General features: G+C 53.4%; 21 protein-coding genes. 15 read left to right on the forward strand and 6 right to left on the reverse strand.

The window, feature by feature from the left end; genetic code table 11:
* Positions 1-95: 95 nt before the first annotated feature.
* On the reverse strand, positions 96-227 hold the full coding sequence (locus ACQGXV_RS27510) for a hypothetical protein (protein ID WP_440863790.1): 132 nt from the start codon (positions 225-227) through the stop codon (positions 96-98).
* A gap of 156 nt (positions 228-383) precedes the next feature.
* Here ACQGXV_RS27510 and msbA point away from each other — a divergent pair, with 156 nt between their 5' ends.
* From msbA to ACQGXV_RS27535, 5 genes are all read left to right on the forward strand, one after another.
* On the forward strand, positions 384-2,132 hold the full coding sequence (msbA, locus tag ACQGXV_RS27515; RefSeq protein ID WP_440863791.1) for a lipid A ABC transporter ATP-binding protein/permease MsbA: 1,749 nt from the start codon (positions 384-386) through the stop codon (positions 2,130-2,132).
* Complete coding sequence (gene lpxK / locus ACQGXV_RS27520) at positions 2,129-3,121, forward strand: tetraacyldisaccharide 4'-kinase (RefSeq protein WP_440863792.1); 993 nt, start codon at positions 2,129-2,131, stop codon at positions 3,119-3,121. The genes msbA and lpxK overlap by 4 nt, the downstream gene beginning before the upstream one ends.
* Positions 3,122-3,165: 44 nt before the next feature.
* On the forward strand, positions 3,166-3,348 hold the full coding sequence (locus ACQGXV_RS27525) for a Trm112 family protein (protein WP_222157225.1): 183 nt from the start codon (positions 3,166-3,168) through the stop codon (positions 3,346-3,348).
* The gene (gene kdsB, locus ACQGXV_RS27530; protein ID WP_440863793.1) at positions 3,345-4,091 is read left to right on the forward strand and encodes a 3-deoxy-manno-octulosonate cytidylyltransferase; all 747 of its coding nucleotides are present in this window, start codon (positions 3,345-3,347) and stop codon (positions 4,089-4,091) included. The genes ACQGXV_RS27525 and kdsB overlap by 4 nt, the downstream gene beginning before the upstream one ends.
* A 287-nt stretch (positions 4,092-4,378) precedes the next feature.
* Positions 4,379-5,272 (forward strand): YcbJ family phosphotransferase, encoded by an 894-nt coding sequence (locus ACQGXV_RS27535; protein WP_440863794.1) that lies wholly within the window; start codon positions 4,379-4,381, stop codon positions 5,270-5,272.
* A 5-nt stretch (positions 5,273-5,277) separates the two neighbouring features.
* Here the strand turns inward: ACQGXV_RS27535 and elyC are convergent, their stop codons facing one another.
* The gene (gene elyC / locus ACQGXV_RS27540) at positions 5,278-6,066 is read right to left on the reverse strand and encodes an envelope biogenesis factor ElyC (protein ID WP_440863795.1); all 789 of its coding nucleotides are present in this window, start codon (positions 6,064-6,066) and stop codon (positions 5,278-5,280) included.
* Between the two features lie 187 nt (positions 6,067-6,253).
* On the opposite strand from elyC, the gene cmoM reads away from it, so the two are divergent.
* The 9 genes from cmoM to ACQGXV_RS27585 all read left to right on the forward strand — a co-directional run bounded on the left by cmoM (position 6,254) and on the right by ACQGXV_RS27585 (position 17,893).
* The gene (cmoM, locus tag ACQGXV_RS27545; protein ID WP_440863796.1) at positions 6,254-7,039 is read left to right on the forward strand and encodes a tRNA uridine 5-oxyacetic acid(34) methyltransferase CmoM; all 786 of its coding nucleotides are present in this window, start codon (positions 6,254-6,256) and stop codon (positions 7,037-7,039) included.
* Positions 7,036-8,358 (forward strand): chromosome partition protein MukF, encoded by a 1,323-nt coding sequence (gene mukF, locus ACQGXV_RS27550; protein WP_440863797.1) that lies wholly within the window; start codon positions 7,036-7,038, stop codon positions 8,356-8,358. Before cmoM ends, mukF begins: the two co-directional genes overlap by 4 nt.
* Complete coding sequence (mukE, locus tag ACQGXV_RS27555; protein WP_440863798.1) at positions 8,339-9,061, forward strand: chromosome partition protein MukE; 723 nt, start codon at positions 8,339-8,341, stop codon at positions 9,059-9,061. Before mukF ends, mukE begins: the two co-directional genes overlap by 20 nt.
* Positions 9,062-9,063: 2 nt before the next feature.
* Positions 9,064-13,503, forward strand: a complete 4,440-nt coding sequence (gene mukB, locus ACQGXV_RS27560; protein WP_440863799.1) for a chromosome partition protein MukB — start codon at positions 9,064-9,066, stop codon at positions 13,501-13,503.
* A gap of 345 nt (positions 13,504-13,848) precedes the next feature.
* Positions 13,849-14,214, forward strand: a complete 366-nt coding sequence (locus ACQGXV_RS27565) for an IS630 transposase-related protein (RefSeq protein ID WP_440863800.1) — start codon at positions 13,849-13,851, stop codon at positions 14,212-14,214.
* The gene (locus ACQGXV_RS27570; RefSeq protein ID WP_440867371.1) at positions 14,138-14,671 is read left to right on the forward strand and encodes an IS630 family transposase; all 534 of its coding nucleotides are present in this window, start codon (positions 14,138-14,140) and stop codon (positions 14,669-14,671) included. The genes ACQGXV_RS27565 and ACQGXV_RS27570 overlap by 77 nt, the downstream gene beginning before the upstream one ends.
* A gap of 54 nt (positions 14,672-14,725) precedes the next feature.
* On the forward strand, positions 14,726-16,450 hold the full coding sequence (gene ldtD, locus ACQGXV_RS27575; RefSeq protein WP_440867638.1) for a L,D-transpeptidase: 1,725 nt from the start codon (positions 14,726-14,728) through the stop codon (positions 16,448-16,450).
* A 179-nt stretch (positions 16,451-16,629) separates the two neighbouring features.
* Positions 16,630-17,178 carry a DUF882 domain-containing protein gene (locus tag ACQGXV_RS27580; RefSeq protein WP_440863801.1) on the forward strand — a complete coding sequence of 183 codons (549 nt, stop codon included), beginning with the start codon at positions 16,630-16,632 and terminating at the stop codon, positions 17,176-17,178.
* An 82-nt stretch (positions 17,179-17,260) separates the two neighbouring features.
* A complete protein-coding gene (locus ACQGXV_RS27585; protein ID WP_440863802.1) occupies positions 17,261-17,893 on the forward strand; it encodes an MBL fold metallo-hydrolase in 633 nt (210 codons plus the stop codon).
* 43 nt (positions 17,894-17,936) lie between these two features.
* Here ACQGXV_RS27585 and ACQGXV_RS27590 read toward each other — a convergent pair whose 3' ends face one another.
* The 4 genes from ACQGXV_RS27590 to pncB all read right to left on the reverse strand — a co-directional run bounded on the left by ACQGXV_RS27590 (position 17,937) and on the right by pncB (position 23,533).
* Positions 17,937-19,127, reverse strand: a complete 1,191-nt coding sequence (locus ACQGXV_RS27590; protein WP_440863803.1) for an amino acid aminotransferase — start codon at positions 19,125-19,127, stop codon at positions 17,937-17,939.
* Between the two features lie 230 nt (positions 19,128-19,357).
* On the reverse strand, positions 19,358-20,452 hold the full coding sequence (locus tag ACQGXV_RS27595; RefSeq protein ID WP_440863804.1) for a porin: 1,095 nt from the start codon (positions 20,450-20,452) through the stop codon (positions 19,358-19,360).
* Positions 20,453-20,765: 313 nt separating this feature from the next.
* Positions 20,766-22,166, reverse strand: a complete 1,401-nt coding sequence (gene asnS / locus ACQGXV_RS27600) for an asparagine--tRNA ligase (RefSeq protein ID WP_440863805.1) — start codon at positions 22,164-22,166, stop codon at positions 20,766-20,768.
* A 161-nt stretch (positions 22,167-22,327) separates the two neighbouring features.
* Positions 22,328-23,533: a nicotinate phosphoribosyltransferase gene (gene pncB, locus ACQGXV_RS27605; protein WP_440863806.1), complete on the reverse strand. Its 1,206-nt coding sequence runs from the start codon at positions 23,531-23,533 to the stop codon at positions 22,328-22,330.
* 390 nt (positions 23,534-23,923) lie between these two features.
* On the opposite strand from pncB, the gene pepN reads away from it, so the two are divergent.
* Positions 23,924-26,539 carry an aminopeptidase N gene (pepN, locus tag ACQGXV_RS27610; protein WP_440863807.1) on the forward strand — a complete coding sequence of 872 codons (2,616 nt, stop codon included), beginning with the start codon at positions 23,924-23,926 and terminating at the stop codon, positions 26,537-26,539.
* Positions 26,540-26,652: the final 113 nt, after the last annotated feature.

Raw genomic sequence — 26,652 nt, forward strand, 5'->3', positions numbered from 1 at the left:
TTTTGTCCTCTGAAGGTTTTCCTCAAAATGCCATTTACACAGATCTTTTTACACTCTCATCCGTGGCGTCAGCCATCTGCTGCGGTTATCGCACGTTATAGCCAAGCGACATTATTTTGATAACAGCCAGCTATGCTTCTTTGCCGCATATCAGGGCATAGGATGTAATCATTTTTAAGTCGGTTGGCTATATCGCAACGCGGGGCATCATTGGGTTGATACGGCACAATCAGGACAAGTCAGTGTGCGTTTTTTCAACGAACACTTGCAGGTTTTACCCTATCGTGAGCGGCTATCGCCGTTTTGGTACCATCAGTGGTTTGGCGTAAAGCGCGATAGTGAGTAGAATAAGCGGCTATTTATAAATAATTCAGGTTTATTACATGCTGAATGATAAAGACCTCTCCACCTGGCAGACCTTACGTCGCCTGTGGCCGATGATTTCTCCCTTTAGGGCGGGTTTAGCCGCAGCGGCAATTGCGCTTATCATCAATGCGGCGGGTGATACGCTGATGCTCTCGCTGTTGAAGCCTTTGCTGGATCAAGGGTTTGGGAAAACCGATCGCAGCGTCCTGCTGTGGATGCCACTGGTGGTGATGGGCCTGATGCTGGTACGCGGCATAACAAGTTATGTGTCTACCTACTGCGTCTCCTGGGTATCTGGTAAGGTGGTGATGAATATGCGCCGTCGCTTGTTCAGCCACATTATGGGCATGCCCGTGGGCTTCTTCGATCAGCAATCAACCGGAACGCTGCTCTCGCGCATTACCTATGACTCTGAGCAGGTGGCTTCTTCCTCATCCAGTGCGTTGATTACGCTGGTGCGTGAAGGTGCATCGATTATCGGTCTGTTTGTGCTGATGTTTTACTACAGTTGGCAACTGTCTATTATCCTGATTGTTATTGCCCCTATCGTGGCTATCGCGATCCGCGTGGTATCTAAACGCTTTCGTAATATCAGCAAAAACATTCAGAACACCATGGGGCAGGTGACGGCTAGCGCCGAGCAGATGCTGAAAGGCCATAAAGAGTTGCTGATTTTCGGCGGTCAGGACTTTGAAGTGACGCGTTTCGATAAAGTCAGTAACCGCATTCGTACCCAAGGCATGAAAATGGTGTCTGCGTCAGCGATCTCTGACCCGATTATCCAGTTGATTGCGTCTCTGGCGCTGGCATTTGTGCTCTATGCCGCCAGCTTCCCGAGCGTGATGGATACCCTGACGGCCGGGACTATCACCGTGGTGTTCTCCTCGATGATCGCCCTGATGCGTCCGCTTAAATCGCTGACGAACGTTAATGCACAGTTTCAACGCGGTATGGCAGCCTGCCAAACGCTGTTTGCCATTCTGGATATGGAGCAGGAGAAGGACGAAGGTACACGCGTGCTGGAAAGGGCTGAAGGTGATGTGGAATTCCGCAACGTGAGTTTTGCCTATCCGACCAAAGAGACGTTGGCGCTGAAGAATGTCAGCCTGCACATTGCTCCGGGGAAAACGGTGGCGCTGGTTGGGCGTTCGGGTTCCGGTAAGTCCACTATCGCGAACCTGATTACGCGTTTTTACGATATTCAATCCGGCCAGATCTTACTGGATGGCCATGACCTGCGCGACTATACGCTCTCCTCGCTGCGTCGTCAGGTCGCGTTAGTGTCGCAACACGTACACCTGTTTAACGACACCATTGCGAATAATATCTCGTATGCCTGCGGCGATCGTTACTCGCGCGAAGACATTGAGCGCGCAGCCAAAATGGCCCATGCGATGGACTTTATCAGCAAAATGGATAACGGGCTGGATACGATTATCGGTGAAAACGGCGTATTGCTCTCTGGCGGCCAACGTCAGCGTATCGCGATTGCTCGCGCATTGCTGCGCGATTGTCCGATTCTGGTGCTGGATGAAGCCACGTCAGCACTGGATACCGAATCTGAACGCGCGATTCAAGCCGCACTGGATGAACTGCAAAAAGATCGTACCGCGTTGATGATTGCGCACCGTTTGTCTACCATCGAGAGTGCAGATGAGATTCTGGTGGTCGAGGATGGACAGATTATCGAACGTGGGCCGCATACGGAGCTGCTGGCGAAAAATGGCGCATACGCACAGTTGCATAAAATGCAGTTTGGCGAATGATAGCGCGCCTCTGGTCTGGCGCATCGCGGCTCTACTGGCTGCTGATCCCTTTCTCGGTGTTGTACGGTCTGATAACGGCGATTATCCGTTATAGCTACCGTGCTGGCTGGCGATGTGTCTGGCGCGCGCCTATCCCGGTAGCGATCGTGGGCAACCTGAACGCAGGTGGTAATGGTAAAACGCCGCTGGTGGTGTGGCTGGTGGAACGACTGCAACGTCAGGGGTATCGCGTTGGCGTGGTGTCGCGTGGCTACGGTGGCAAGGCGGAGCGCTATCCGTTGGTGGTGGATGCTTCAGTGTCCACCTTGCAAGCAGGCGATGAGCCGGTACTGATTTACCAGCGTACCGGCGCTGCGGTAGCGGTATCCCCTGTCCGGCGCGACGCCATTGAAGCGCTGTTGGCGCGTCAGCCGCTTGATATGATTGTCACCGATGACGGTTTACAGCACTACGCGCTGGCGCGGGATATCGAAATCGTGGTGGTGGACGGTGAGCGTCGTTTTGGTAATGGCTGGTGGCTGCCCGCCGGGCCGATGCGTGAACGGGCCGCGCGCTTGCGCAGCGTGGATGCCATTGTCGTTAACGGTGGCGAGCCCCAGCCCGGCGAAATTGCCATGCATTTGCAGCCGGGTGACGCGATTAATGTCCTCACGGGGGAAACCTGCCCGGTGGTGACCTTAACGGGAAGTGTCGCTATGGCGGGCATCGGCCATCCGCCTCGATTTTTTGCCACGCTGCGAGCGCAAGGTGTGAACGTTGTGCGCGAAGTCACGTTTGCCGATCACCAAACTTATTTGCCAGAAGCCATTCAAGCGCTGACCGAGGATAATCAGCAACCATTGCTGATGACGGAAAAAGATGCGGTGAAGTGTCGCGCTTTTGCCCAGGCTAACTGGTGGTACTTGCCGGTAGATGCGCAACTTGCCGAGCCGGAAGCATCGCTATTGCTGGATAAGATAATGTCACTGTTGCCTTCACCGCGCGCGTAACGTGTCTACCCATTTTGTTTGTAAGCACCTTTAATGGAGGATGCATGGATCACCGTTTACTCGAGATCGTTGCCTGTCCGGTATGTAATGGACGGCTGTACTACAATAAAGAGAAGCTGGAACTGATTTGTAAAGCGGATGCTTTGGCCTATCCGGTGCGTGAGGGTATTCCGGTCCTGCTGGAAAACGAAGCGCGCAAAATTCCCGCCGATGAGATAACACAATGAGTTTTACTGCGATCATACCTGCGCGCTATGCCTCAACGCGCTTACCGGGAAAGCCGCTGGCGGATATCAATGGTAAGCCGATGGTGGTGCACGTGATGGAGCGCGCTGTGGAATCCGGTGCCAGCCGCGTCATTGTCGCGACGGATCATCCTGACGTTCAACGTGCGGTGGAACTGGCTGGCGGAGAAGTGTGCCTGACCAGCCCCGATCACCATTCTGGTACAGAGCGTTTGGCCGAAGTTATCGAACGTTACCAATTTCCGGATGATGAAATCATCGTTAACGTACAAGGGGATGAACCCTTGATTCCTCCGGTGATTATTCGTCAGGTGGCAGACAATTTGGCCGTGTGTCAGGCCGGAATGGCGACGCTCGCAGTACCCATCACCACCGCAGAAGAAGCGTTTAACCCCAATGCGGTAAAAGTGGTGATGGATGCGCAAGGCTATGCGCTCTATTTTTCCCGCGCCACCATTCCCTGGGATCGTGAGCGTTTTGCCCAAAGCAAGGAGACGATTGGCGAGCATTTCTTACGTCATATCGGTATCTACGCTTACCGCGCGGGTTTTATCCGTCGTTATGTGACCTGGCAGCCCAGTAGCCTGGAGCAGATCGAACTGCTCGAACAGTTACGCGTGCTGTGGTACGGCGAGAAAATTCATGTTGCGGTAGCGCAGGCTGTGCCCAGTATCGGCGTGGATACGCCAGAAGATTTACAGCGCGTGCGTGCAGCGATTGTGTAACGTTCGCGACGTCACTCCCACCGTCATTCCCGCGAAAGCGGGAATGACGGTGGGAGTGACGCCTTTATTCTCGCAGAGATCCCCGTCTTGCGCCGAGGATGACGAGGGGTATAGTAACTTTTTTATCTCATTCCCCCACTTGTTTGTGACATCACCGCTTACCTTACGCCAAAACCTGTATGCCGCCTGCCGATGGCACTTTATTTGATCTATATTGAAGAAATTGACGGCGGTCCACCGCATGATGGCACGCGGGATCCTGAAGCAGGAGCGAGGTTTAGCAATGTATGGAACATTTGAAGGCTGAATTAAGCACGGTGTTGGGGGAAAAATTAAGCCGGCTCGAACGCATCAGTGAGCAACCCTACGCACATTTATACGCGTTGTATGACAATAACGGCAATGCCATGCCGCTGTTGGCGAAAAGCTACGTCTGTCAGGGCATTGCACAGCAGGAAGCGTACAAACTTTCCATGCTGGCGCGCGAAGGGGATGTGCGCTTGCCGACGGTGTACGGTGTGGTGATCACCCAGGAAGCCCCCTATAAGGAACTGCTGTTGATTGAGCGCCTGCGCGGTGTATCGGTCGAAGCGCCAACGCGCACCCCCGAACGTTGGACCTCGCTGATGGACCATGTGGTTGAAAGCGTGTTGCTCTGGCACCGCATCGACAGTCACGGCTGTGTTGGCAGCGTGGATAGCACGCAGGATAACGACTGGCTCAGTTGGTACGAACAGCGGCTGGAAGTGCTCTGGTCAACGTTATTGAATGTTGGTGCACCGCTACTGACTCAGGCCGATCGCAGCGTGTTGTACCGCTCGCGCCAGTGTCTTGATGCCTTATTTGATGATTTTGATGACGGCTGCGTGCTGGTACACGGTAATTTATCGCTGCGCAGTATGCTCAAAGATCCGCGTAGCGATCAGTTGCTGGCGATGATCAATCCCGGCATGATGCTATGGGCTCCCAGGGAATATGACATGTTTCGCCTGTGCGAACCGGGCATGTCGGAAGCGTTGCTCTATCGCTACCTGCAAAAAGCACCGTTGGCAGAAAATTTTGTTTATCGCCGCTGGCTTTACGTGATTTGGGAAGCGGTTTCCCGCTACCTTCACACCGGACAGTTGGATCGCGCGCTGTTGGATCGTGCCACGCGCGAATTGACCCCCTGGCTGGAATAGTCTTCTCAGTGCGATGCCGCTTCTGGCGGCGTTTCACTGCCTTTCAACCGTTGCCACAGTAAGCCCAGCGTTTCGTACCACGCACGTTCGCTGTGAGACAGGTAAAACGCTGAAGGGAATATTTTCTCCCACGGATTGAGCGGGCTGGTAATGGCCAACTGATTGGCGGGTGCCGGTATTGGATGCAGCCCTTGCGCCTGGAAGAACACCATGGCTCGCGGCAGATGACTGGCAGACGTCACTAACAGAAAAGGCTGTTGCCCGATAAGGGCCGCCGTGCCCATCGCTTCTTCTTCCGTGTCGCGCGGTGTGTCCAGCGTAATGATATCCTCGCGCACAATCCCCAGACTCTCCGCGACCAATGCCGCGGTTTGTGAGCTGGTCATCGGATTTCCCTGCGCGGCTGCACCCGTAAAAATCAGTTTTGCGCCGGGGTTGGCATGATAAAGGCGCACGCCTTCGGTCACCCGTGACAGACTGTTACCGATTAGATTGGCGCTTGGTGCCCACGCCGGATTGTAGGTGTAACCTCCGCCCAACACCACGATATACGGAACCGGTGCTGCGCTTGCCTGCCAGGTTGGGTAGTGGCTTTCCAACGGCAGCAGCAGCTTATCGGCGATCGGTTGCACACTCAGCAGAAATAACGCCAGCCAGGCGCAGGAAATAACGGCTTTTCCCCCTCGTTGCCAGCGTGAGAACCACAACAGCGCCAGACCAACGCCCATCAGCACGAGCAGCAACGGGAGCGGTTGCAGCAGCCCACCAACGACTTTTTTTAGGGTAAACAGCATGAAATCAGGTTCCCTTTGGGTGAAAAAATGGCATCCGGCAAAATATCGTGCGGTCAGGCGGTTTATTCTCGTTCCGCCTGTGCCAGAATAACAGGTTGAAGGAATTATGGCGTTATACCCGAGCTCCGGGTATAGAAGGCACACCGTGCCGCACGATCGCCCTAACGATGACGTGGAACGCAGCTCAATGCAAGATCGCAATTTTAACGATATCGCCGAAAAATTTGCCCGTAATATCTATGGCACCACCAAAGGTCAGGTGCGTCAGGCGGTGTTGTGGCAGGATCTGGAGGCGTTGCTTAAAACGTTGCCCGCACGTCATTTGCGAATTCTTGATGCGGGCGGTGGTGAAGGGCATATGGCCTGTCGTTTGGCTGCTTTAGGACATCAGGTCTTGTTGTGCGATGTTTCAGATGAGATGATTCACCGCGCCAGCAGCGTTGCTCAGCAACAGGGCGTAGCCGATAACATGCGTTTTGTTCACTGCGCCGCACAGGATGTTGCGGATCATATGGCGCATCCGGCAGATTTAATCTTGTTCCATGCGGTGCTGGAGTGGGTAGCTGAACCGCAGGCCGTGTTGCAGACATTAACTGATTGTCTGGCACCGGACGGCGCCTTTTCGCTGATGTTTTATAATCATCAAGCACTTTTGCTGCGCAACGTGGTGCTGGGTAATTTTGCCTATGTGCAAGCCGGTATGCCAAAGCGCAAACGACGTTCTCTGTCGCCGGATCATCCCCTCGATCCTCAGCAGGTTTATGGCTGGCTCGATGCGTTGGGGATGACGATTGAAGGAAAGACCGGTGTACGGGTGTTTCATGACTATTTGCAGAACAAACAGCAACAAATCGATAATTTCGAGGAATTGTTAGCGTTGGAACAGCGCTATTGTCGCCAGGAGCCTTTTGTTAGCCTGGGACGCTATATTCATGTCATGGCGCGTAAACGCCCTATAAAGGATGCACTATGAGTGATTTTTCCCAGACAGTGCCGGAACTGGTTGCCTGGGCGCGAAAAAATGATTTTTCCCTGTCACTCCCCACCGAACGCCTGGCGTTTTTGCTGGCGATCGCCACGCTGAACGGCGAGCGAATGGATGGCGAAATGAGCGAAGGGGAACTGGTGGATGCCTTTCGTCACGTCAGCAAGGGATTTGAACAGACCCATGAAACCGTGGCAATGCGCGCCAATAACGCCATTAACGATCTGGTGCGCCAGCGTTTGGTGAATCGCTTTGTCAGTGAAATGGCCGATGGCAATGCCATCTACCGGCTGACGCCGCTCGGCATTGGTATCACCGACTATTACATCCGACAGCGCGAATTTTCGACGTTGCGCCTGTCTATGCAGCTCTCCATTGTGGCGCAAGAACTGTTGCGTGCGGCGGAGGCCGCAGAAGAGGGGGGCGATGAGTTCCACTGGCACCGCAATGTGTTCGCGCCGCTTAAATATTCGGTGGCGGAAATTTTTGACAGTATCGATCTCTCGCAGCGCGTGATGGACGAGCAGCAGCAGGGCGTGAAAGAGGATATCGCGGCGCTGTTGACGCAGGATTGGCGCGCTGCCATCTCCAGTTGTGAACATCTGCTGACTGAAACCTCCGGCATCCTGCGTGAATTGCAGGACACGTTGGAAGCGGCGTGCGATAAACTGCAAACCAGCCTGTTGCAGATTCAGGAAGCAACGATGCAGCATCCTGAGCTCGAGTTTGTTGATAAACTGGTGTTCGATCTGCAAGCCAAGCTTGATCGCATCATCAGTTGGGGACAGCAAACCATCGATCTGTGGATTGGCTATGACCGACACGTCCACAAGTTTATCCGTACTGCCATTGATATGGATAAAAATCGAGTATTCGCTCAGCGCCTGCGTCAGTCGGTGCAAAATTATTTCGACCAGCCCTGGGCGTTGACTTTCGCCAACGCAGATCGCCTGCTGGACATGCGCGATGAAGAGTTGGCGCTGCGTAGCGATGAGGTGACGGGGGAGTTGCCGCCGGAGCTGGAGTATGAAGAATTCAGCGAAATGCGTGAACAGATCGCCGCGCTGATAGAAGCTGCACTGCAAAAATATAAAACCGAGCGCATCCCGCTCAACCTGGCGGACGTTGTGCGCGATTACTTAAGCCACTATCCCCGGGCGCAGCACTTTGATGTGGCACGAATCGTGGTCGACCAGGCGGTGCGCCTGGGTGTGGCCGAAGCAGATTTCACCGGATTGCCTGCGCTATGGCAGTCAATCAATGATTACGGAGCCAAGGTACAGGCCCATGTCATCGACAACTATTGATAAAATCATGCCAGCTAAACTGGCAACGGCGTTAGCCAATACCCTGTTTCCCTCGCTCGACAGCCAACTGCGTGCGGGGCGGCATATCGGCGTGGAAGAGCTGGAGAACCATGCTTACCTGATTGATTTTCAGGACGTGTTGGAGGAGTTCTACGTACGCTATAACGTGGAACTGATTCGCGCGCCAGAGGGGTTCTTCTATCTGCGACCGCGATCGACCACCCTGATCCCGCGCTCGGTGCTGTCTGAGTTGGACATGATGGTGGGAAAAATTCTCTGCTATCTCTACCTCAGCCCAGAGCGACTGGCGCAAGAGGGCATTTTCACTCAGCAGGAGCTTTATGAAGAGCTGCTGAGTCTGGCCGATGAAAACAAGTTGCTGAAGTTGGTCAACCAGCGTTCAACCGGCTCGGATCTGGATCGGCAGAAATTGCAGGAGAAGGTCAGAGCCTCCTTGAATCGCCTGAGGCGCTTGGGGATGGTCTACTTCATGGGCAATGACAGCAGTGAATTCCGTATCACCGAAGCGGCCTTCCGTTTCGGTGCCGACGTGCGTAGCGGCGACGATGCGCGCGAAGCACAGTTGCGCATGATCCGTGATGGCGAAGCACTGCCGTTAGACAGCGGCCTGTCGTTGAATGATGAGGTCGAAGAGGGCGAAGGTGCGCAAGACAATGCGGCTGAGCGTGGAGAGGAAGAATAACAATGATTGAACGCGGTAAATTTCGCTCACTGACGCTGGTCAACTGGAACGGTTTTTTTGCTCGGACGTTCGATTTGGACGAACTGGTTACCACCCTGTCTGGCGGTAACGGCGCTGGGAAATCGACGACCATGGCGGCCTTTATCACCGCGCTGATCCCCGATCTGACGCTGCTGCATTTCCGTAATACCACTGAGGCGGGGGCCACCAGTGGCTCACGCGATAAGGGGTTGCACGGTAAGCTGCGCGCTGGCGTGTGTTATGCCACGTTGGACGTCGTCAACTCCCGCCATCAACGCGTGTTAGTCGGGGTGCGTCTGCAACAGGTTGCCGGGCGTGATAAAAAGGTCGATATCAAACCCTTCGCCATTCAAGGGTTGCCCACCACGTTGCAGCCGACGCAGGTGCTGACCCAGTCATTGGGGGAGCGTCAGGTTCGGGTGTTGACGTTGCAAGAACTGAAAGAGCGTGTGGAGGAGATGGAGGGGGTACTGTTTAAACAGTTCAACTCTATTACCGATTACCATGCGCTGATGTTTGATTTGGGCCTGGTGCCGCGCCGGCTACGCTCCGCTTCCGACCGCAGTAAATTCTACCGTCTGATTGAAGCCTCCCTTTACGGCGGGATCTCCAGTGCCATTACCCGATCGCTGCGTGATTACCTGCTGCCGGAAAACAGCGGGGTGCGCAAGGCGTTTCAGGATATGGAAGCGGCACTGCGTGAAAACCGTATGACGCTGGAAGCCATCCGGGTGACGCAATCGGATCGCGATCTGTTCAAACACCTGATTTCGGAAGCCACCTCCTACGTGGCTGCCGACTATATGCGCCATGCCAATGAGCGACGGGTGCATCTGGATGGTGCGCTGGCGCTGCGACATGACCTGTTTGGCAGCCGTAAGCAGTTGGTGCATGAGCAGTATCGCCATGTGGAAATAGCGCGCGAACTGTCGGAACAAACGGACGCCGAAAGCGATTTGGAAACCGATCACCAGGCCGCCAGTGACCACCTTAATCTGGTGCAAACGGCGCTGCGTCAACAGGAAAAAATTGAGCGTTACGACGGCGATTTGGAAGAACTGCGTTCGCGTCTGGAAGAACAGGACATCGTGGTAGAAGAAGCGCGCGAGCAGCTCGAAGAGAACGACGCGCGCGCACAGGCTGCCGAGCAAGAAGTGGATGAACTGAAAAGCCAGCTCGCCGACTACCAGCAGGCGCTGGACGTGCAGCAAACCCGTGCTATCCAGTATCAACAGGCGCAACAGGCTTTGGAACGTGCTCGTGCGCTCTGTCAGTTGCCGGATTTAACGGCGGATAACGCCGATGAGTGGCTGGAGACCTTCCACGCGCGCGAGCAGGAAGCGACCGAGCTGTTGCTGCAACTGGAACAAACCCTGAGCGTCTCCGATGCGGCACATAACCAATTTGAACAAGCCTATCAGCTAGTCTGCAAGATTGTAGGTAACGTTTCGCGCAGTGAGGCCTGGCAAGCGGCGCGTGATGTGCTGCGCGACAGTACCTCCCAGCGCTATCAGGCCGAACGCGTGCATCCCTTGCGCGGTCGCCTGGCAGAACTGGAACAACGTCTGCGCGAACAGCAGGAAGCGGAACGCCTGCTGCAAGAGTTTGGCAAACGCTATGGTCAGTCCTGTGAGCCGGAAGACTTGGACAGCTTGCAGCAGGAACTGGAGGTGAAGATTGAAACCCTCTCTGCGCTGGTTGCGGAAGCCGGGGAGCGCCGTTTGGCGCTGCGTCAGGAACTGGAACAGGTCCAGCAACAAATCCAGACATTAACCGCACGTGCACCGGTGTGGCTGGCGGCGCAGGAAGCCCTGACGCAATTAAGTGAACAGAGCGGCGCAATCTTTGCTGATGGTCAGGAAGTCACTGAGCATTTGCAGCAACTGCTGGAACGTGAGCGTGAAATCACGGTAGAGCGTGATGAGGTGGCAGCGCGTAAGCGTCACATCGACGATCAGATCGAACGCTTAAGTCAGCCGGGTGGTGCAGAAGATCCCCGTATGACTGCACTGGCAGAACGCTTTGGCGGCGTATTGCTGTCCGAAATTTATGATGACGTGACGCTCGATGATGCGCCGTATTATTCCGCGCTGTACGGACCGTCACGCCACGGTATCGTCGTTGCCGATCTCTCTCTGGTGCGTGAACAGCTTGAAGGGCTGGATGACTGCCCGGAAGATCTCTATCTGATTGAAGGGGATCCGCAATCGTTCGATGACAGCGTCTTCGCGGTAGAAGAGTTGCAAAAAGCGGTGGTGGTTAAAATCGCCGATCGTCAGTGGCGCTATTCACGTTTCCCCGAAGTACCGCTGTTTGGTCGCGCCGCTCGTGAAAGCCGGCTGGAGAGCCTGCGTGACGAACGTGAAGCGCTGGCGGAGCAGTATGCCACCCTGTCGTTTGACGTGCAGAAGACGCAGCGCTTGCATCAGGCATTCAGCCGTTTTATCGGTTCTCATCTGGCCATTGCGTTTGATAACGATCCTGAGGCGGCGTTGCGCCCCTTGAGTTCACGTCGCGGTGAGTTGGACCGTGCTATCAGCAATTTTGACGCAGAAAACCAGCAGCAGCGTCAGCAATACGATCAGGCCAAAGAGTGTGTTTCATTGCTAAATCGCCTGATCCCGCGCGTCAGCCTGCTGTGTGATGATACCTTGCAGGATCGGATCGACGAGATTCGCGATGAACTGGATGCCGCAGAAGAGTCCGCGCATTTTATTACGCAGCACGGTGCGTCGTTAGTGAAATTGGAGCCGCTGGTGGCGGTGCTGCAAAGCGATCCGCAGCAGCATGAACAACTGCGTGCACAGTACACCCAGGCGCAGAGCGCGCAGCGTCAGGCGAAACAGCAGGCGTTTGCGTTAACGGAAGTGGTGCAACGTCGTCCTCATTTCAGCTATAGCTACTCAGCGGACATGCTGAGGGAAAATGCCGATTTGAATGGCAAATTGCGCCAACGGTTGGATCAGGCAGAAACCGAGCGCACCCGTTCGCGCGAGCAATTGCGTCAGCAGCAGGCGCAGTTAACGCAGTACAGTCAGGTGCAGGCATCGTTGCGCAGTGCGCATGATGCCAAAAATGAAATGCACAAAGAGCTTATTCAGGAATTGCAGGAGATCGGCGTGCGTGCGGATGCGGATGCGGAAGCTCGCGCCCGCACCCGCCGTGACGAATTACATGCCGCTTTGAGTGCCAACCGCACGCGCCGTAATCAGTTGGAGAAGCAGATTACTTTCTGTGAAGCGGAAATGGATGGCTTGCAGAAAAAATTGCGCAAAGTGGAACGTGATTATCACCAGATGCGCGAACAGGTGGTGACGGCGAAAGCGGGCTGGTGTGCCGTCATGCGCCTGGTGAAAGACAATGGCGTGGAACGTCGTTTGCACCGGCGCGAGCTGGCCTATATGGACGCAGACGAATTACGCTCCATGTCGGATAAAGCCTTGGGTGCCTTGCGATTGGCGGTTGCGGATAACGAACATCTGCGCGACGTGCTGCGCGCATCGGAAGATCCGAAACGGCCTGAGCGCAAAGTCCAGTTTTATATCGCGGTTTATCAGCACCTGCGTGAGCGGATTCGTCAGGATATTATTCGTACCGATGACCCGGTTGAAGCCATCGAGCAGATGGAGATTGAGCTTAACCGTCTGACGGAAGAACTGACCGCCCGTGAAAAAATGCTGGCGATCAGTTCCAAGAGCGTGGCTAATATTATTCGTAAAACCATTCAGCGTGAGCAAAACCGCATACGCATGTTGAATCAGGGCTTGCAGGCGGTCGCGTTTGGACAGGTGAAAAGCGTGCGCTTGAATGTCAACGTGCGCGAAACGCACACCACGCTGCTCAATGTGCTCTCGGAACAACAAGAGATGCATCAGGATCTGTTCAGCAGCAACCGGTTGACCTTCTCAGAAGCGCTGGCGAAACTTTACCAACGCCTCAATCCTGAAGTGGACATGGGCCAGCGCACTCCGCAAACCATCGGTGAGGAGTTGCTCGATTACCGCAACTACCTTGAGATGGAAGTGGAGGTGAATCGCGGGGCCGATGGCTGGTTGCGTGCAGAGAGCGGCGCGCTTTCCACCGGGGAAGCGATCGGGACCGGGATGTCGATTCTGGTGATGGTGGTGCAGAGTTGGGAAGATGAATCCAAGCGCCTGCGCGGCAAAGATATCATTCCGTGTCGTTTGCTGTTCCTCGATGAAGCTGCGCGTCTGGATGCGAAATCCATCGCCACACTCTTCGAACTGTGCGATCGGTTGGAAATGCAACTGGTGATTGCTGCACCGGAAAATATCAGTCCGGAAAAAGGCACCACGTACAAGCTGGTGCGTAAAGTGTTCCAGAATCAGGAGCATGTACACGTGGTCGGGCTGCGTGGTTTTGGCAGTGAGAGTGAAACGCCACAGGTGCAGGCATCGTAGCACTAATGTTGTAAGATTGTTGTAAGGTAAGGAGCAGAGGCCGTGTTAAACGGCCTCTTTTTTTGTCTCTTCGTTTCCCTGATTGGTGCCGCACACATGACGGACCAGTGAAATAAACCTGCGGGATCTGGCGCAAAAAACATTGTCTCTTTATATACTAACGGTAATGATGAGCGAATAATTAAAGTGGCAGGCCATCTCAACGTTTTGCGCTATTTTATGACAATAGGTTTCTGCATAACGTGAATTAGGGCGTCATATCCATTGGACCTCGAGGCTTTCATTGCCGATAAAAATATCGTGGCTGATATAGCTAAACGACTTAATTTTGATTACATTATTTAAATGAGCTATTCAGTTGATTTTAGACGTAAAGTGATATCTACACGGAAAAACGAAGGGTTGAGTATCCGAGAAACAGCGAAGCAATTTCGGATTGGCCCTGCCTCTGTATCGCGTTGGATTAATCAAATAGAGTCAAAAGCATCGACCACGCGTCAGCGAAAGATCGATAAATCCGAGTTGATAAAAGATGTTGAACAATATCCAGATGCTTACCAAAAAGAACGTGCAGAGCGTTTTGGCGTTTGTCAGAAGGCCATTTGGCAAGCGCTTAAAAAGCTGGGATTGACCTATAAAAAAAACTCTACGTCATCCGAAAGCCGACGAAAACGCCCGGCAGGGATTTCAACAAAAAAAACAGCAGTATGAAAAAGAAGGTAAACCTATTGTTTTTATTGATGAAAGTGGTTTTTCACACGATGCCCCACGGACTCACGGCTATTCCCCAAAAGGTCAACGGTGTTTTGGCCTGAAGAACTGGGGAGCTAGGGGAAGAACAAATGTTATCGGCGCTTTATTAGGCACAACGCTGTTTGCTATCGGATTATTTGATATCAATATTAACAGCGATGTTTTCTATGCCTGGGTCACACAAGTCCTTATCCCAGTACTCCCTAAAAACAGTGTAATCATGATGGACAATGCCACTTTTCACAAAAAACATAATATTCAACAAGTCATCATCGATGCAGGGTATATGGTGGAGTATTTGCCTACATATTCGCCAGATATTAACCCAATTGAGCATAAATGGGCACAAGCAAAAAGCAAAAAAAGAGAGATGGGTTGCGATACAGAGAGTTTGTTCTCAGTCCATATGGTGTAATCAAAATTAAGTCGCTTGGCTATATCGCGTTTAGTGAATACAGGGGATAAATGGATGTTGTTATGTGAGCAAAAAGCGCAGAGCACACTGTGCCGTGTTGGTGCGCTGTGGGCCTTGAGCCTGTTTTCTTTCTGTGCGTTGTCGGCGGCCGGGCAGGCGGCGATAACGCCCCATGCAGTGCCGAGCGTCTCTGCGCACACCGCAGGCTCCGTCTCTCATGAAACCAGCGCGGCGGCGTTACAGGCACTGGCGGCGAAAGGTGTTAAACCGCATTATCTTTCAGAAATCACCGCACTTTACGCACTGCATCCGGCACAACGGCTGTGGGCGGATGAGCACGCCGTGGTGCAACTCCAGCAGCAGTTGGCGGAAGTGGCGCTGTCAGGGGTTCAACCACAGTTTACCCAGTGGGTGACCTGGTTGACCGATGCCAGTATCAAAGGGATGGCACGCGACGTGCTGTTGTCGGATGCCATGCTGGGCTATCTGCAATTTGTTGACGGCGTGGAGCGTAACGGCACCGACTGGCTCTACAGTAGCGTCCCATACCGGTTGCAACCGCCCGCGCCTGCGCGTGTGGAGCAATGGCGACAGGCACTGGTCGCAGGCAACGGCGCCGGATTCGTCGCATCACTGGCACCGCGCCATTCACAATATGCCAAGATGCATCAGGCGCTAAAAACGCTGTTGTTGGACACGCGCCCTTGGCCGGTGTTGACGCTGTCCGATACCTTGAGCCCTGAACAGCAAAGCCAGGATCTGACGGTGCTGCGTGAAATACTGCAACGTACCGGTATGCTTGCCACACCAGAGACCATCACCCTGTTCAATGAACAACCTGCTGCGGCCGACGTGACTGCACCGCTACCAGATACCTACACGGGCGATCTGGTTGAGGGGGTTAAGCGCTTCCAGCAGTGGCAGGGGTTAGATGCCGACGGCGTCATTGGTGAGCGGACCCGCGATTGGCTGAACGTTTCACCGCAAACCCGTGCAGCGCTGCTGGCGCTCAATATTCAGCGCCTGCGTTTGGTGCCGGATAATGTCAGCACTGGCATCATGGTAAACATTCCTGATTACTCGTTGAACTACTATCAAAACGGTACGCAGCGGCTCTCTTCGCGTGTGATTGTCGGGCAACCGAAACGCAAAACGCCGCTGATGAGCAGTTCATTGTATAACGTGGTTGTTAACCCGCCGTGGAATGTGCCCACCACGCTGATTCGTCAGGATATCGTTCCCAAGGTCATCAAAGATTCCAGCTACTTGCAGCGGAACAACTATACGCTGCTCTCTGGTTGGCACTCCGAAGCGGAGACCATCGATCCAACGATGATTGACTGGTCCGTCGTGTCTGCCGATCGTTTCCCGTATCGCATTCGTCAGGCGCCCGGTGCTAACAACTCGCTGGGGCGGTATAAATTCAACATGCCTAATTCTGAAGCGATTTACTTGCACGACACGCCGAATCATGGGCTGTTCCAGCGCGACATTCGCGCACTCAGTTCAGGCTGCGTGCGCGTGAACAAAGCCTCTGAGCTGGCAGGGCTGCTGTTGCAGGATGCCGGTTGGAACGATGCACGTATTTCCTCCACGCTGGCGCAAGGGAATACCACCTATGTGCCGGTCAAACAACGTATTCCTGTTAATCTGTACTATCTGACAGCCTGGGTCGCCGACGACGGCAAACCCCAGTTCCGCACAGATATTTACAATTATGATGATACGGTAAAACGGGCAGCGGGCATCCTGGGTAAGGCAGGGCTACTGCTCCAGTAACCGCTGATATTCTGGGGTGTTAGGGCTGTCACAGGGGTTACATTGCAGCGGAGGATCAATGCGATCCTCCGCATACCCTGTCGTAAAGGGGGTTGACTCAACTGCACTGCACGGTTATGGTACCAAACGGCGCGCTTTTTGTCGTCGTTATGTTTACCTATTAAGCCGGGGCACACTTCATGGAATTCATCGATGATCATCGCCGCAGATGGCTGGCGCTGGGCGGAGCTGCGTTGGGCGTTGCCCTGCTACCGGGGCAGGCGTTTGCCACGCTATCAACCCCGCGTCCGCGCATTCTTACGCTGGCAAACCTTAATACCGGCGAATATCTCAAAACTGAATTTTTCGATGGTCGCCGTTACAACAAAGATGAACTGTCCCGCCTGAACCACTTCTTCCGTGATTACCGCGCCAATAAAATCAAAACCATTGATCCTTTACTGTTCGATCAGCTTTATCGCTTGCAGGTGATGTTAGGCACCAACAAACCGGTGCAGCTGATTTCCGGGTATCGTTCGGTGGACACCAACAATGAAATGCGCAGCCATTCGCGCGGCGTAGCCAAACATAGCTATCACACCAAAGGTCAGGCGATGGATTTTCACATCGAAGGTGTGCAGTTGGCCACTATTCGCAAAGCGGCGCTGAAACTGAAAGCGGGCGGCGTGGGTTACTATCCGAAAAGTAATTTCGTGCACATCGATACCGGGCCGACGCGGAGCTGGTAACCCTTAACGCTAATAGACCCTGTGGCCTGACCATGTCATGATGGCGGTCACGTAAGGGTGCTTTTTCGTGAAGTGGAGTGCTATGAAATACCAGATTGTTCCCGTAACGGCGTTCAGCCAAAACTGTACGTTGTTATGGTGTGAAGAAACCCTCGATGCAGCAATAGTTGACCCCGGCGGCGAAGCGGAAAAAATCAAACGCGCCGTCGCGCAGTGCGACATCAACGTGTCGCAAATCCTGTTGACCCATGGACATCTCGATCATGTCGGTGCGGCTCAGCAACTGGCCGATCACTATCAGGTGCCGATTATCGGCCCACATCCCGCAGATGCCTTTTGGCTCGAGGGGTTGCCCGCGCAGAGCCGCATGTTTGGCCTGACAGACTGCGCGCCGTTAACACCGACGCGCTGGCTGCAAGAAGGAGATTCAGTGACGGTGGGTAACACCGAGCTGTCCGTGCTGCACTGCCCGGGACATACGCCGGGCCACGTGGTGTTTATCGACAAGGTATCGCGTTTAGCGCAGGTGGGCGATGTGATTTTCAATCGAGGGGTCGGGCGCAGTGATTTCCCGCAGGGCGACCATCAGGCACTGATTACGTCCATTCGTACTAAGTTGTTCCCACTCGGTGATGATATCACCTTTATTCCTGGGCACGGGCCTATGTCGACGCTGGGGCAGGAGCGCAAGACCAATACTTTTGTGCATGATTAATGCACTGGCATCCCCCGACTAGCAGGGGATGCCTGACAACCTATTACAGCACGGCCACAATGGCTTCGCACAGCGGAGCCATGTTTTCCGGCGTCATACCCGCCACGTTAACCCGCCCAGAGTTCACCGCATAGACCGCAAACTCATCGCGCAGACGCAACACCTGCTCTTTGGTCAGGCCGCTGAAGGAAAACATACCGTTCTGCTGGATGATAAATGAGAAATCCTGCGTCGCGCCTTTTTCCTGTAAGGTATTGACGAAAAGATGACGCATGCGTTGTATGCGCTCGCGCATCGCTGTCAGTTCCTGTTCCCACAGGGTAAGCAACGCCTCGTTGCCGAGAATGGTCGCCACCACCGCCGCACCGTGTGCCGGCGGGTTGGAATAGTTGGCACGGATGATGGATTTCACCTGGCTGAACGCTTTGTCTGCCACATCGGCATTGTCCGCAACCAGGGTGCAGGCACCGACACGTTCGTTATATAAGCCAAAGTTCTTCGAATAGGAGCTGGAGACTAACAGCTCCGGGTGAGAAGCTGCGAAAATACGCAGACCCTCTGCATCCTCTTCCAGCCCGCGAGCAAAGCCCTGATAGGCAAAATCAAACAGCGGCAGCCAATCCTTTTGAGCAGACAGGTCAGCCAGCGCTTGCCACTGCTGCGCCGTAGGATCGATACCTGTCGGGTTATGGCAACAGCCGTGGAATAACACCACGTCGCCCGCCTGAACGGCTTCGAGGCTTTTTACCATGCCATCAAAATCCAGCGCGTGGTTAGCGGCATCGTAATAGTGATAATCACACACTTCCAACCCGGCTGCCTGGAACACATTTTTATGGTTGGGCCAGCTTGGGTTACTTACCCAAATACGCTTAGCGGAGGTCTGGCTGGCGATAAACTCTGTGGCAATACGCAGGCCACCGGTACCACCCGGCGTTTGTGCGCTACGTGCACGCTTTTCACTGATAATCGCGCTTTGCTTGCCGAACAGCAGTTCCTGCGTGCGCAGGGCGAATTCAGGCAGGCCATCGATCCCGAGATAGTTTTTGGTCGCTTCATTTTCCAGTAAAAATTGTTCTGCTTTTTTTACGCTGGCCAGCACCGGTGTCTTTCCCGTTTCATCTTTGTATACGCCGATACCCAGATTGATTTTTTGCGGACGAGAGTCAGCGCGAAACAGATCGGCCAGGCCAAGAATTGGGTCAGCGGCAGCGGCAGTAATATGTTCAAACATTGATGGCTATTCCATGACAGAGGTTAGGCAAGAACCTTCAGGTTACCGCTAGCCATAAGCTTTGCCAACCGTTTGCGATCAAAATGCGGGTGAAATAACAGGAAAAATTGTGGCAGGAGCGATAGCCATAAATGGCGCTAATAGTCAGGGGACAGAAAACAAAAAGACAGGGCACAAGGCCCTGTCTTTTTCGTTATCAGACTGCGTAATGCAGCGGCGATAAAACGAAATTAGAACTGATAGGTCAGGCCAACAGCAACAACGTCATCAGAGCTCACGCCGTATGCGTTGTCGTCTTTCAGCAGGTTGATTTCGTAATCAACATAGGTAGAAAAGTTTTTGTTGAACGCGTAAGTACCACCAACGCTCACGTATTTTGTGATGTATTCGTTGGTTTTAACAAAAGATGTGTCATCTTTAGCCTTGCCAGCAACATAGGCCAGAGACGGAGTCAGACCGAAGTCGAAGTTGTACTGAGCAACCGCTTCAAATACGGTAGTTTTGTCAGCAAAACCTGCTGCGTTACTGATGAAGGTCAGGTTACGGTATTCACCGTAGGTTGCGGCAACGTAGATACTGTTAGCATCATATTTCAGACCTACAGCTGCTGCTTCAGCGTTTTGGCCGGCACCACCAGCTGTAGCAGCATAACCACGCTGTTGAACGGTACGGTCATAGGTTGCGTAAGACGCAATCACACCAACACCAATTGGAGATACGTACTCCAGAGAGGTACCCCAGCCATCACCATTCTGGGCTTTAACCGCATTAAAACGGTCGCCATCATTAGTGCTTTCACTGTTTTTACCTTGGTATTGCAGACCGAAATTCAGGCCGTCAACCAGACCAAAGAAACCTTTGTTACGATAGGTTGCTACACCAGAAACACGCTGAGTCAGGTTGTCGGTGTAAGCCTGATCCCCACCGAATTCCGGCAGAACGTCTGTGTAGGAGATACCGTCGTAAGCGATGCCCAGGTTACGACCGTAATCCAGAGAACCGAAATCAGTGACCTTAAAGCCAACGAAAGCGTAACGAGTTTTATCGCCACCCTGAGCGGACTCAGCACGGTTGCCTTTGAATTCATATTCAAAACGGGCATAACCAGTCAGGTCGCTGTTGATTTGAGTTTCACCTTTGAAACCCAGACGAACGTAAGTTTTATCGCCTTCACCAGCTTTATCATCGGAGAAATAACGCAGGCCGTTTACTTTACCGTTCAGGTCCAGCTTGTTGCCGTCTTTGTTGTACACTTCTGCTGCGTTTACTGCGCCAGCAGCTAACAAAGCCGGGATTACTACTGCAAGAATATTGCGTTTCATCATTATTACCCTCATTGGTGTTTTAAGACACCCGCCGCTGCCATTAACAATTCTCGAAAAAAGTAATAAAACTCTTACGGAACTATCACTGGAAGTTTGGTGTCCTCATGTGTCTGAACGCAGTGTTCCATTCACTCGCCCGTTAATCTACCCTTAAAATGATACTAAGTTCGCAATAGCGTAACAAAAAGAAATAATATGTTTAAAATTGTAAATTTTAGGGAGATTTGTCAGCCTTATCTGAAAGAAAAAAAAGACCGCGAATTATTCGCGATCTTTTTTCTAGTTATTTGTTTTAATTATGATTAATGCGTATTTAGAAACTGGCGTTACGTGGAGTGCGTGGGAAAGGGATTACATCGCGCACATTTTGTACACCGGTAACGTAGGCGATCAGACGTTCAAATCCGAGCCCAAAACCGGAGTGCGGAATGGTGCCGTAGCGACGCAGATCGCGATACCACCAGTAATCTTCTTTATTCAGCCCCATTTCTTCCAGACGGCTGTCCAACTGCGCCAGACGCTCTTCACGCTGAGAACCACCGATGATTTCGCCGATGCCAGGTGCCAATACGTCCATGGCTGCGACAGTTTTACCGTCTTCGTTCATACGCATATAGAAAGCTTTGATGTCTTTCGGGTAGTTTTTTACCACCACTGGTGCCTTGAAGTGTTGCTCAGCCAGGTAGCGCTCATGCTCGGAAGCCAGATCTACACCCCAGAACACAGGATTCTCGAAGGTATGTCCGCAATTCAGCAGGATTTCGATCGCGTCGGTGTAATCCACCTGGGCAAAATCAGCGCTGACGAAGTTTTCCAGACGGCTGATTGCTTCTTTATCAACACGCTCAGCAAAAAACGCCATATCATCGGCGCGCTCTTCGAGCACGGCCTTGAATACGTATTTTAACAGGCTTTCTGCCAGCGCTGCGGCATCGTCAAGGGTCGCGAAGGCCACTTCCGGCTCGATCATCCAGAATTCCGCCAGATGGCGGCTGGTGTTGGAGTTTTCAGCACGGAACGTGGGGCCAAAGGTGTACACATTGGAGAGCGCACAAGCGTAGGTTTCACCGTTTAATTGGCCAGAAACGGTCAGGAAAGCCTCTTTGCCAAAGAAATCTTCACTGAAATCCACTTTGCCCGCATCGGTACGCGGCAGGTTTTCCAGATCCAGCGTGGAAACGCGGAACATCTCACCGGCACCTTCGGTATCCGACGCGGTGATAAGCGGCGTGGAGACCCAAAAATAGCCGTTCTCATGGAAGAAGCGGTGAATGGCTTGAGCCAGCGTATGACGCACGCGTGCGACGGCACCGATCAGATTAGTGCGCGGGCGCAGGTGCGCGACTTCACGCAGGTACTCAATGCTGTGCCGTTTCGCCGCCATGGGATAGGTGTCCGGATCGTCTACCCAGCCCACCACTTCAACAGCGGTCGCTTGAATTTCGAATGATTGACCTTCACCCGGTGACGCAACCACGGTACCCGTGACAATCACAGAGCAACCAGTGGTCAATTTCAGAACGTCATTCTGGTAATTGGGAAGATTATTATTCACGACCGCCTGTAACGGATTAAAGCAGGAACCGTCATAGACGGCGATAAAGGAGATACCGGCTTTAGAATCTCTCCGGGTACGTACCCAGCCGCGCACGGTGACTTCACTGTCAACGGCGACACGGCCTTGCAGTACGTCGACTACAGGCACTACGCTCATAAAATTCTCTCTTCTCGATGAATGATATTTAACGGGTAAACCCCTAAGGGTGATTTGCTATGTTACTTGCCGTCTGGCAGGACACAAGCAGAAATCACCGGAATGCGCTAAGTTTTGCGCATTCCGGTAACGTTGGGTTAAATACTGAGCAGTCGAACAGACTAGCTGGCTTTTCTGATGCGCGGCAGATCGAAGGCTTTGCGCAGCGCAGAAATAAACGCGGCGTCGTGGCAGATTGTCTTGCCAGGGCTATCGGAGAGTTTCGCCACCGGGCTACCGTTACACTCCACCAGCTTGATGACGATATTCAGCGGTGTAACGCCCGGAATATTGCAGGTCAAACGCGTGCCGATGCCAAACACCAGATTGATGCGCTGAGAAAAATGGCGATAGAGCGTAAGCGCTTTTTCCAGATGCAGGTTATCGGAAAACACCAGCGTCTTGCTCATAGGGTCAATGCCTAAGCGCTGATAATGCGCGATGGCCTTTTCGCCCCAATCGATCGGATCCCCGGAATCATGACGTAGGCCCTGGTAAGCGTTCGCGAAATCGAGATCGAAATCACGCAGGAACGCATCCATGGTGATGCAATCCGTCAGCGCGATACCGAGCTGATCGGGGTATTCCAACAGCCAGGCGTGCAGGGCGGCACGTTGGCTGTTAGCCAATGACGCACCGAGTTGCTGATGCGCTTGGAACCATTCGTGCGCCTGAGTTCCCACTGGCGTCAGCCCTAAACGGCGCGCCAGATCGTAGTTGCTGGTACCAATCAGATAGGGGAACTCTTGCTGCAACATGCTCACGATCTCGTGTTGCACATCGCGGGAGAAACGACGCCGGGTGCCGAAATCCATCAGTTTGAAATGGCTCAGATCGATACCCTGACTGCGTTCACGGAACTGCGCCAGCGTGCGACGCAACTGCGCCACGGCGTGTACGGCGCTAACGTCCGGGGTACGCGAGCGGTGTACCACTTCACTGATCACCGCGAGCAAGGGGACTTCCCATAAAATCACTTCGCGCCACGGGCCGCGAATGCGAATATCCAGCTTGCCGTGATGGTTGCTCACAGTAATCTGTTGCGGGTTAAAGCGGAAATGACGTAGCCACAGTAAATAATCTGCGGTAAAAAAAGGCAGCGTAGAGAGGTAAGCGAACTCGTCGTCGCTGAGTGACAGTTGGCTCATCAGCGCGATCTGCGCGGTGATAGCCTCTGCATAACTCCCTAACAGCTCATCGCCGCGGCAGCGGAATTCCGCTGTAACGTCCACATCATAATAATGATGAAACACCGCTTGCTGCATATGAAGCTTGTACGCATCCGTATCCAGCAATGAGTTCAAAATCGGGGAAGGGTGTAAAGTCATAATGCGTTATAGCATCCTCGTCAGACGCGTTTCCACTATCAAAATCATCAGCAACGTTCGGTGAGTATACCTTGATTCACGCTGCGTTGTCGCTATCACCAGATAACATCATAATTCGACCAGAAAAGAGAGGACCATTCGTGCTCTGGCATGGTTATTATTCTCATTCACTTAGCGCCTATCCCATTAGGGCTATTTTACCTGCCATTTTGGCCTTGGCAGTTATCGAAAACCTCACGTACTCCGTGTACGCTCCGGTTTCTGCGCGCTGTCCGTGACCAAACTGGCTACGCCAATTACGCCTACTGCAATAGGCTCTTAAAGATGGCAACATCGTTGTAACAGGCATAAACTGAACTGTCAAAGCAAAGAGTGAGGTGTAAACATCCTATGAATCAACAGCCGCAAGTAAAATACCGTCATGATTACCTTGCACCTGACTATACCATCAGCGATATCGCGCTTGATTTTGTTCTGGATGCACAAAAAACGCACGTCACGGCAGTGAGCCAAGTGGTTCGGCAGGGAGACGCGGGGACGCCGTTAAAACTGGACGGTGAAGGGCTGACGCTGTTAAGCCTGACAGTGGATGGACAGGACTGGCCGCACTATCAGGTTGAGGATGATGGCGTGGTGTTAACGCACCTGCCCGCCGCTTTCACGCTCAGCATTGTCACCGAGATTAATCCTGCCGCCAACAGCGCGCTGGAGGGGTTATACCAATCCGGTGCTGCGCTTTGTACTCAGTGTGAAGCGGAAGGGTTCCGTCACATCACCTATTATCTGGATCGCCCCGATGTACTGGCGCGCTTTACCACGCGCATTACCGCCGATCCGGTTCGCTATCCTTATTTACTCTCTAACGGAAATCGCATCGCACAGGGCACCCTGGACGATGGCCGATACTGGGTTGAGTGGCAGGATCCGTTCCCGAAACCGTGCTATCTGTTCGCGCTGGTGGCAGGGGACTTCGATGTGCTCAGCGACAGCTTTACCACCCGTTCCGGGCGCGAAGTGGCCTTGGAGTTGTATGTCGATCGCGGCAACCTCGATCGCGCGGACTGGGCGATGACCTCTCTGCAAAATGCCATGAAGTGGGATGAAACCCGTTTCGGCCTGGAGTATGACCTCGACATCTATATGATCGTTGCGGTGGACTTCTTTAATATGGGCGCGATGGAGAATAAGGGGCTCAATGTCTTTAACTCTAAATACGTGCTTGCTAAGGCGGAAACGGCTACCGATAAGGATTATCTGAATATTGAAGCGGTGATCGGCCACGAATATTTTCACAACTGGACCGGTAACCGCATTACTTGCCGTGACTGGTTCCAGCTCAGTTTAAAAGAAGGGCTGACGGTGTTCCGCGATCAAGAGTTCAGCTCCGATTTGGGGTCGTGCCCGGTAAACCGCATCGATAACGTGCGCGTGATGCGCGGTGCGCAGTTTACCGAAGATGCCAGCCCGATGTCGCACCCGATCCGCCCGGATCAGGTGATCGAAATGAACAACTTCTATACCCTGACGGTTTACGAGAAGGGTTCAGAAGTGATCCGCATGATGCATACGCTGCTGGGTGAGGATAACTTTCAGGCGGGCATGCGACTTTATGTTGAACGCCATGATGGCAGTGCGGCCACCTGTGATGATTTTGTGCAGGCGATGGAAGATGCCTCGGGGGTGGATTTGACGCAGTTCCGCCGGTGGTACAGCCAGTCGGGTACGCCAGTGGTGACGGTGCGTGATGACTATAATGCCGCAACGCAGCAATATCTGCTGTCGGTTAGCCAAAAAACGCCGGTGGGCGAGGACGGTCAGGAAAAACGTCCGCTGCATATTCCGCTGGATATTGAGTTGTACGATCAGCAGGGCAAAGTCATTCCGTTGCAATACGCCGGCCAGCCGATCAATTCGGTGCTGAACTTGACCGAAGCAGAGCAGACCTTTGTGTTTGATAATGTGCCGAGTCAACCGATCCCTTCTTTATTAAGGGAGTTTTCTGCGCCGGTTAAACTCAATTATGCTTGGAGCGATGCGCAACTGACCTTCCTGATGCGCCACGCGCGTAATGATTTCTCGCGTTGGGATGCGGCGCAAAGTCTGTTGGCAAACCATATTCGTCTCAACGTGGCGCGCTATCAGCAACACCAACCGCTTTCATTGCCGCTGCATCTGGCCGATGCGTTCCGTGGGGTGTTGTTGGATCCTGCGCTGGACCCGATGTTGGCGGCGCAAATTCTTACCCTGCCCAGTGAAAACGAAATGACAGAGCTGTTTGAGATTATCGATCCACTAGCTATTGCCGCGGTGCGCGAGGCGATGGTTCGCACGTTAGCTACCGAGTTGGCCGATGAGTGGCTCGCGGTGTATCACGTTAACGCCACCGCAGAGTACCGTATCGAACATGCTGATATTGGCAAACGCGCGCTGCGCAACACCTGTCTCTATTATCTGGCATTTGGCGAAGCGACGCAGGCGGATGCGCTGGTAAGCGCGCAGTATCAGCAGGCGGATAATATGACGGATGCGTTGGCGGCGCTTTCCAGTGCAGTCAGTGCGCAACTGCCGGTGCGCGATAGGTTGATGGCGCAATTTGACGATCGCTGGCACACCGATGGTCTGGTGATGGACAAATGGTTTACCTTGCAGGCCAGCAGTCCGGCAAGCGACGTGTTGTCTCGGGTGCGAACGTTGCTTAACCATCGTTCCTTCAGCTTGAATAACCCCAATCGCCTGCGGGCGTTAGTCGGGGCGTTTGCCAGTGCCAACCCGGCAGCGTTTCATGCCGCAGACGGAGAGGGCTACCGTTTCCTGACCGAGATCCTCAGCGATCTCAATACCCGCAATCCGCAGGTAGCGGCTCGGTTGATCGAGCCGCTGATTCGATTAAAACGCTATGATGCACCACGTCAGGCGTTGATGCGCCACTCACTGGAGCAATTGAAAACGCTGGATAACCTCTCTGGCGATTTGTTCGAAAAAATCAGTAAGGCGCTGCAACACTAATCTGTGCTCAAGGTTCCCGCGTCAAGCGGGAACCTGTTTTCTGTGATAAGTGTTTTACTTTCCCTCGCGATCTCATTACCATTTCCCGCCGTGCGTCAGGAAGTCACCCGCTT

It is taken from the genome of Symbiopectobacterium purcellii, from assembly GCF_052050035.1.
GTDB classification, from domain to species: domain Bacteria; phylum Pseudomonadota; class Gammaproteobacteria; order Enterobacterales; family Enterobacteriaceae; genus Symbiopectobacterium; species Symbiopectobacterium purcellii_A.